3 protein-coding genes and 3 pseudogenes are annotated in these 5,670 nt (G+C 70.1%); 3 read left to right on the top strand and 3 right to left on the bottom strand.

Annotated features, from left to right (window positions below; all coding sequences use genetic code 11):
• Window positions 1-668 precede the first annotated feature (668 nt).
• A pseudogene (locus tag ACIOFR_RS41725) lies at window positions 669-791 on the bottom strand (IS630 family transposase); the annotation flags it as partial.
• A gap of 387 nt (window positions 792-1,178) precedes the next feature.
• Between ACIOFR_RS41725 and ACIOFR_RS41720 the strand changes: the two are divergent.
• The 3 genes and pseudogenes from ACIOFR_RS41720 to ACIOFR_RS41710 all read left to right on the top strand — a co-directional run bounded on the left by ACIOFR_RS41720 (window position 1,179) and on the right by ACIOFR_RS41710 (window position 4,268).
• Complete coding sequence (locus tag ACIOFR_RS41720; protein WP_401005991.1) at window positions 1,179-1,637, top strand: cupin domain-containing protein; 459 nt, start codon at window positions 1,179-1,181, stop codon at window positions 1,635-1,637.
• A gap of 224 nt (window positions 1,638-1,861) precedes the next feature.
• Window positions 1,862-2,707 (top strand): alpha/beta fold hydrolase, encoded by an 846-nt coding sequence (locus ACIOFR_RS41715; RefSeq protein WP_401005989.1) that lies wholly within the window; start codon window positions 1,862-1,864, stop codon window positions 2,705-2,707.
• Between the two features lie 89 nt (window positions 2,708-2,796).
• Window positions 2,797-4,268, top strand: a pseudogene (locus ACIOFR_RS41710) (MFS transporter).
• Window positions 4,269-4,275: 7 nt separating this feature from the next.
• Here the strand turns inward: ACIOFR_RS41710 and ACIOFR_RS41705 are convergent.
• Together ACIOFR_RS41705 and ACIOFR_RS41700 are read right to left on the bottom strand one after the other, a co-directional pair.
• Window positions 4,276-4,929 carry a TetR/AcrR family transcriptional regulator gene (locus tag ACIOFR_RS41705; RefSeq protein WP_401005987.1) on the bottom strand — a complete coding sequence of 218 codons (654 nt, stop codon included), beginning with the start codon at window positions 4,927-4,929 and terminating at the stop codon, window positions 4,276-4,278.
• Between the two features lie 134 nt (window positions 4,930-5,063).
• Window positions 5,064-5,285: pseudogene (locus ACIOFR_RS41700) on the bottom strand (transposase); the annotation flags it as partial.
• Window positions 5,286-5,670: the final 385 nt, after the last annotated feature.

Genomic DNA, 5,670 nt, shown 5'->3' with positions numbered 1-5,670 from the left:
CACGCCAGGCCTTGACCTGACCCACCCCGAGATCCACAGACACGAGCCAACCCAACCACAACAAGCCCACCCATAACTGTGATTGCAGTACTAGCGGGCCTCTGGGCCAGCTGCGAAAAAGGCTGCTGGCGGTCGCCGTCGGAGAGGTCGTTGACGCCGACCTTCCAACCGTTGTCGGCGACCTGCTCGAACCCCTCGTAGAACACGCCCGCCGCCGGGGCCGAAGCGGCCGACGAAGAGCCTCCGGGCGACGCGACGGAGGGCCCTGCGGTCGTCGCGATTTCATGATCACGGTGACCTCTGTCCTGGCACGCCGAGACGGTTAGCCCCATCCCCAACGCCAGCGCCGCCACACAGACCCGATTCCTCGCCAAGCGCATCTCCCGGTCCCTCCCTCACTCGGAACACCCAATGACATCCCACCTCGCATGCCCACCGTCACCCCGATCGGACGGCGACGGAACCTTGAGGCGCCGCCAACCCCAACCGAACACTGATCGAACACAGATGATCAACGGTCGTCTCTGAGCTGGTTGCCAGTAAGGGAGCGCCGCACCGCTCCCCCGCCCCGGGTCGTTATCAATGTGTTACCGAAGATCTTCGAGAGACCCCTCGATGGCGAGGTGGGGTGGCTGATGCTCCGTTTCCAGGCCCCGCCGCTTCAAGCGAACCACTTTGCCGGTGGCGACCTCGAGTGCGGCGAACAGGGTGGTGGTGCCGTCGCGGACGTAGTCGGCGGTCATCCGCGGTGACACGCCCGGCATCATCGGCAGCACCGACTCGCATGCATCCCCAGGTTGCGGACGTTTCGGACCCGGCCGCCGTCACCGCAGCCATGGACGGGGTGACCGAGCACTCGGGGCGCCTGCCGTGGCCCTGCCGTAGCCGTGGCCGCCCACCCCTCGGGCCGCTCGGCTCGTCCCGCACCCACCACCCTTCGGGGCCGTGCAGTTCGGTACACGGCAACCCCGAGGCAACGCCCATCTGGCTCGGGGTTGCGGCAAAGCAGGATGCGGACCTGCGCTCTCGCGTCTGCGACTCGCACTCCCGCGCTCCGGGGGCCATTGAGGCAGTCAGCCCTCTTCATGAGAGTTTACTTGCATAAAGCATGTCAGCCATCTACATTCATGAGAGCCAGTCCTTGCAACAGCGGCAGTCCCTCTCCGTTGGAGGTTCAGATGACAGACGTCTCGGTGGTCGGCCCGGACGGCGGTGAGTCGATCCAGCTCGGCCCGACCCGGATGCGGATCCTGGAGGACGGCAGTACGACCGATCACCGCCTGGGCGTCGGGGAGATCACGCTCGCCCCGCACACCGACGGGCCGCCGCAGCACCGCCACGCCCGGCACGACGAGGGCTTCTACGTGGTGTCCGGTGCGGCCACGTTCACCGTCGGCGAGACCGTGTACGACGCGCCCGCCGGAACGCTGGTCATGATCCCGCCCGGCGCCCCGCACACCTTCGCCAACCCGACCGACGGCATCACGGTCCTACTGAACACGTTCACCCCGGACCTGTACGTCAACTACTTCCGGGACCTGCGCGACATGATCGCCGATGGTCGGCCGCTCACCCCCGAGTCGACGATCGAGGCGATGAGCCGGTACGCCACCGGACCGGCCACCGAATTCGCCTGAGGCGCCCTCAGCACCGAGCCGCCCCGTCACGTCCCCGGCGGCCCCGAGAGCCTCGTCCAGCTCGACGACATCCCCATCGACCGGTCGCCGTCGACCGACTCCGTCGCTGGGCGTTTCCACCACCCCGCCCGGCTCCAGCCCGCGCCGCACGCCCCGCCGACGCGGGATCCACGGCCAGGCCACGACCCGTCTCCGTACCCGAGTACCCGAGGGAAGCCATCACCATGACCGTCTCCGCTCCCACCAGCACGACCCGCACCATCGACCTTCCGGGCGGCCTCGCCATCACCGTCCAGGAGTTCGGGGCGAACACCGACGGCACCGGCGTGCTCATGCTGCACGGCGGCGCCGGACCGCGCTCGATGGCGGGCTTCGCCGCCGGCATGTCGCAGCACGCCTACGTGGTCGTACCGACCCACCCCGGGTTCGACGGCACTCCCCGTCCGGAATCCACCGACACCGTCGCCGACCTGGCCACCGCCTACCTCGACCTCCTCGACGCACTCGACCTGCGCGGCGTCATGGTGGCCGGCAGCTCGGTCGGCGGCTGGATCGCCGCCGAGATGGCACTGCGCGACAACGCCGCGCGGATCTCCTGCCTGACCCTGCTCGCCTCCACCGGCGTCGCCCCCGAGCCCCCGCTGCAGCTGGCCAACCCCGCCGAGCTCGGCCCGGTCAGGACCGGCGAACTTGCCTTCCACAACCCGCAGTTGCGCCTGAGCCCGGCCACGCTCAGCCCGGAGCAGCTGGCCGCGATGGCGGCCGACCAGCGCACCCTGGCCGTGTACGCGGGCGATCCGTTCTGCTACGACCCGAAGCTGCGCGGGCGCCTGCACCGGGTGACCGTCCCGGTGCTGGTGATCGCCGGTGAGCGGGACGGCATCACCCCGCTGGAGTACGAGCGCTCCCTGGCCGGCTGTTTCCCCCGTGCCACCTTCCGCGCCGTCCCCGAGGCCGGGCACTTCCCGCACATCGAGCAGCCCGCAGCGGTATTCGGGGCGATCGGCGACTTCGTCGACACCGAGGTCAAGCCCGACGGCCAGCAGCCCGGCCGGCCGTCACACCGGTAACCCCGCCACCAGCACGAACGCGGGCCCGCCGTGTACCAGGACCGCGCCACCACTCACCGAGGAGATCGGACATTCAGACGCATCAGCCCCTGGTCGACGGCGGCCGCCGCCGGCGCGGGCCGGTTCTGGCGGTGTGCTGCCTGAGCCTGCTGATCACCGCTCTGGACACCACGTCCGTGAACGTCGCCCTGCCTGCCGTCGGCCACGATCTGCACACTGCGGTGAGCGGCCTGCAGTGGACCGCCGACGGCTACACCCTGGCGGTCGCCGCCTTCATGATGCTCGCAGGATCCACCGCCGACCGGATCGGGCGGCGCCGGGTGTTCCAGGCCGGACTGGCCCTGTTCACCGCCGGATCGCTGGCCTGCTCCCTGGCCCCGACCCTGGGGTGGCTGATCGCCTTCCGCGTCGCCCAGGGCCTAGGCGCCAGCATGCTCAACCCGGTCGCCCTGTCGATCATCACCCACGCCTTCCCCGATCCGGGCGAGCGTGCCCGCGCCATCGGGCTCTGGGGCACCACGGTGGGCCTGTCCCTGGCCGCCGGCCCGGTGGTCGGCGGCCTGCTGGTCGCCTCGGCCGGGTGGCGATCGATCTTCTGGGTCAACCTCCCGATCGGTGTGGCCGCCCTCGTACTCACCGCCGTGTTCGTACCCGAATCCAGGTCCGCCGCGACACGACGCCCGGACCCGGTCGGTCAGGGCTCGTCGTCACCATCCTGACCTCGCTGATCTCCGCGATCATCGAGGGCTCGCGCCAGGGCTACGGCAGCACCCCCGTCATCGGCCTGTTCGCCCTGTCCGCGGTCGCGGTCGCGGCGCTGCCCGGCTACGAACGCCGCCGCGAGCAGCCGCTGGTCGACCCGGTGTTCTTCGGCTCGGTCCCGTTCACCGGCGCCTTAGTCGTCGCCGTCACCGCGTTCCTGGTCCTGTCCGGTTTCCTGTTCCTCAACACCCTCTACCTGCAGGAGGTGCGCGGCTACAGCGCGCTGCACGCCGGCCTTTCGACCGTGCCCATGGCCGCCGGCATCGCGCTCGCCTCACCGCTCTCCGGGCGCCTGACCGCCACGCGCGGCCCTCGCCCGCCGCTGGTCGCCGCCGGCCTGCTGATCGCCGCCGCGGCGCTGACGCTGACCACACTGACCCCGACCACACCCTGGACGGTGCTGCTCGCCGCCTATGCGCTGCTCGGCATCGGACTCGGCCTCGTCAACACCCCGATCACCAGCACCGCCGTGGCCGGCATGCCGCGTGCCCAGGCAGGGGTCTCCGCCGCGATCACCACCACCGGCCGACAGGTCGGCAACAACCTCGGCGTCGCGGTCCTCGGCTCGATCGTCGCCGCGCGCACCCGGGCTCCGGGCCATGCCGGATTCGCCGCCGCCAGCCACCCGGGCTGGTGGACGCTGGTCGCAGGCGGACTGCTGATCGCGGCAACGGGCCTGGCCATCACGACACGCCGGGCCACCGCCACCGCCGCACAGGTCGCCGCACGCTTCCCGGCCGATCCCCGGAGCACCTCGAACCTCGCGCCCAGAGTGCGCGGCGGCGGCGCGCAGGTCTGATGCGTCGTCAGCGCTGTGCGGCGGGGCGGCCGCCGACGGGTGCGGCGCTGACCAGCGCGGCCCGAGTGAGGGTGATCGCGGTGTGCACGACGCTGGCGATCGCCTCCTCGGGGTCCAGCCGCGACAGATCGGTCAGCGCGAACAGGGCCTCGGCGCTGACGACGACGGCGAGGTCGTTCCTGAGCTGCCTCACAGCAGCCGGGTCCGTGGCCCCGAGAGTGTCGTCCAGCGGGGCGAGCGCGTGGTCGATCAAGCCGAAGCGCATGGCCGGCCGAGCACCGACCGCCTCGGGGCGGGTGATCGTCGCCGCGATCATCGCGCGGGTCGCTCCCTGGTAGGTCAGCACCGTGCGTAGCAGGTGCTCGGTCGCGACGGCGACGCGCTCCACCGGGTCGAGGGAGTCCGCGACCGACGCGAGCGCCTCCTCCGGGCTTGGCATCTCCCCCGCTATGGCCTCCTGGAGCAGGCTCGGCAGGTCGGGGAAGTGCCGATAGGCCGTGGCCTCGGACACCAGCGCGGACTTGGCGACCTCGAGCATCGTCACATCACGACCCGTACGCATCAGCTCGACCGCCGCCTGCACGATCGCCCTGCGCGTGCGCAGCTTCTGGTTCACGCGGCCGGTCGCAGCCTGCGGTGTCGTCGATTCGCCAGTGTGCATAGGCCAAGAATATCAAGTTGACCCTTATGATGAGAGTCAGCTCGCATCATGGGGCAGTGACCTCAAGACACTGGCGACTCTCCGCGGTTGCCACGAGATCTCGGCTGCCTTTGTTGCCACTACTAGCTTGATCTTTAACCTGTGTGGCGAGGTCGAGGGGTGCTGGACTTCTTCGTCTTCTTCTGCGGTGGCTTCGTGGTGTCTGTTTTGCGGACCGTGTGGACGTCGTGGCGCGGGGTGGGGTGGGTGTTCTTGCGGCCGGGAGGCCGGCCGGGGCCGGGGCGGCTGGGTTTCGGTGCTCCCGCCGGGAAGGCGGCCTTCGGGCGGAGGTGCCGGAATCCTCGCCGGACGCGGGCGTGCAGGTCAGGGCCTACCACGTCCAGCACGCATGACGCCGACTGCCACCTCATGACACCCAGTCCGTGAGAGGCTCGTGAGAGGTGACGGCCGACCGATGCCTGGAGAGTGACCTGCCTCCTGTCTACATGACTTTCGCCGCTCGCCGGTGAGGGATCTGTCGACGTCGGTTTGAGGCCGTGGTCGAGATATGTCGTACTGCGGCTGGTGGGGTCGCTGGGATCGTCTGCGCCCACCGAGAAGCCCAGGCCGGGGTGTCGGCGACGGTTGAACCGTGACCCACTCTGGCCGTGTCAACGGCCATTGAGATGCCCAGGTGGGCGGTCTCGGGGTGTCCAGGCTGGTGGCCATCAGAAATCCATGCCTGTGGCCAGTGGTGTTCCT

This window comes from Kitasatospora sp. NPDC088346 (assembly GCF_044740765.1).
Classification (GTDB): Bacteria; Actinomycetota; Actinomycetes; order Streptomycetales; family Streptomycetaceae; genus Kitasatospora.
The sequence above is the reverse complement of the archived record's forward strand: the minus strand, read 5'-3'. Positions and strand labels throughout refer to the sequence as shown.

Excerpts from the sequence above, each read along its gene's own strand:
- ACIOFR_RS41720 (WP_401005991.1), top strand. The coding sequence starts at position 1,179 with ATGACAGACGTCTCGGTGGTCGGCCCGGACGGCGGTGAGTCGATCCAG.
- ACIOFR_RS41705 (WP_401005987.1), bottom strand. The coding sequence starts at position 4,929 with ATGCACACTGGCGAATCGACGACACCGCAGGCTGCGACCGGCCGCGTG.
- ACIOFR_RS41715 (WP_401005989.1), top strand. The coding sequence starts at position 1,862 with ATGACCGTCTCCGCTCCCACCAGCACGACCCGCACCATCGACCTTCCG.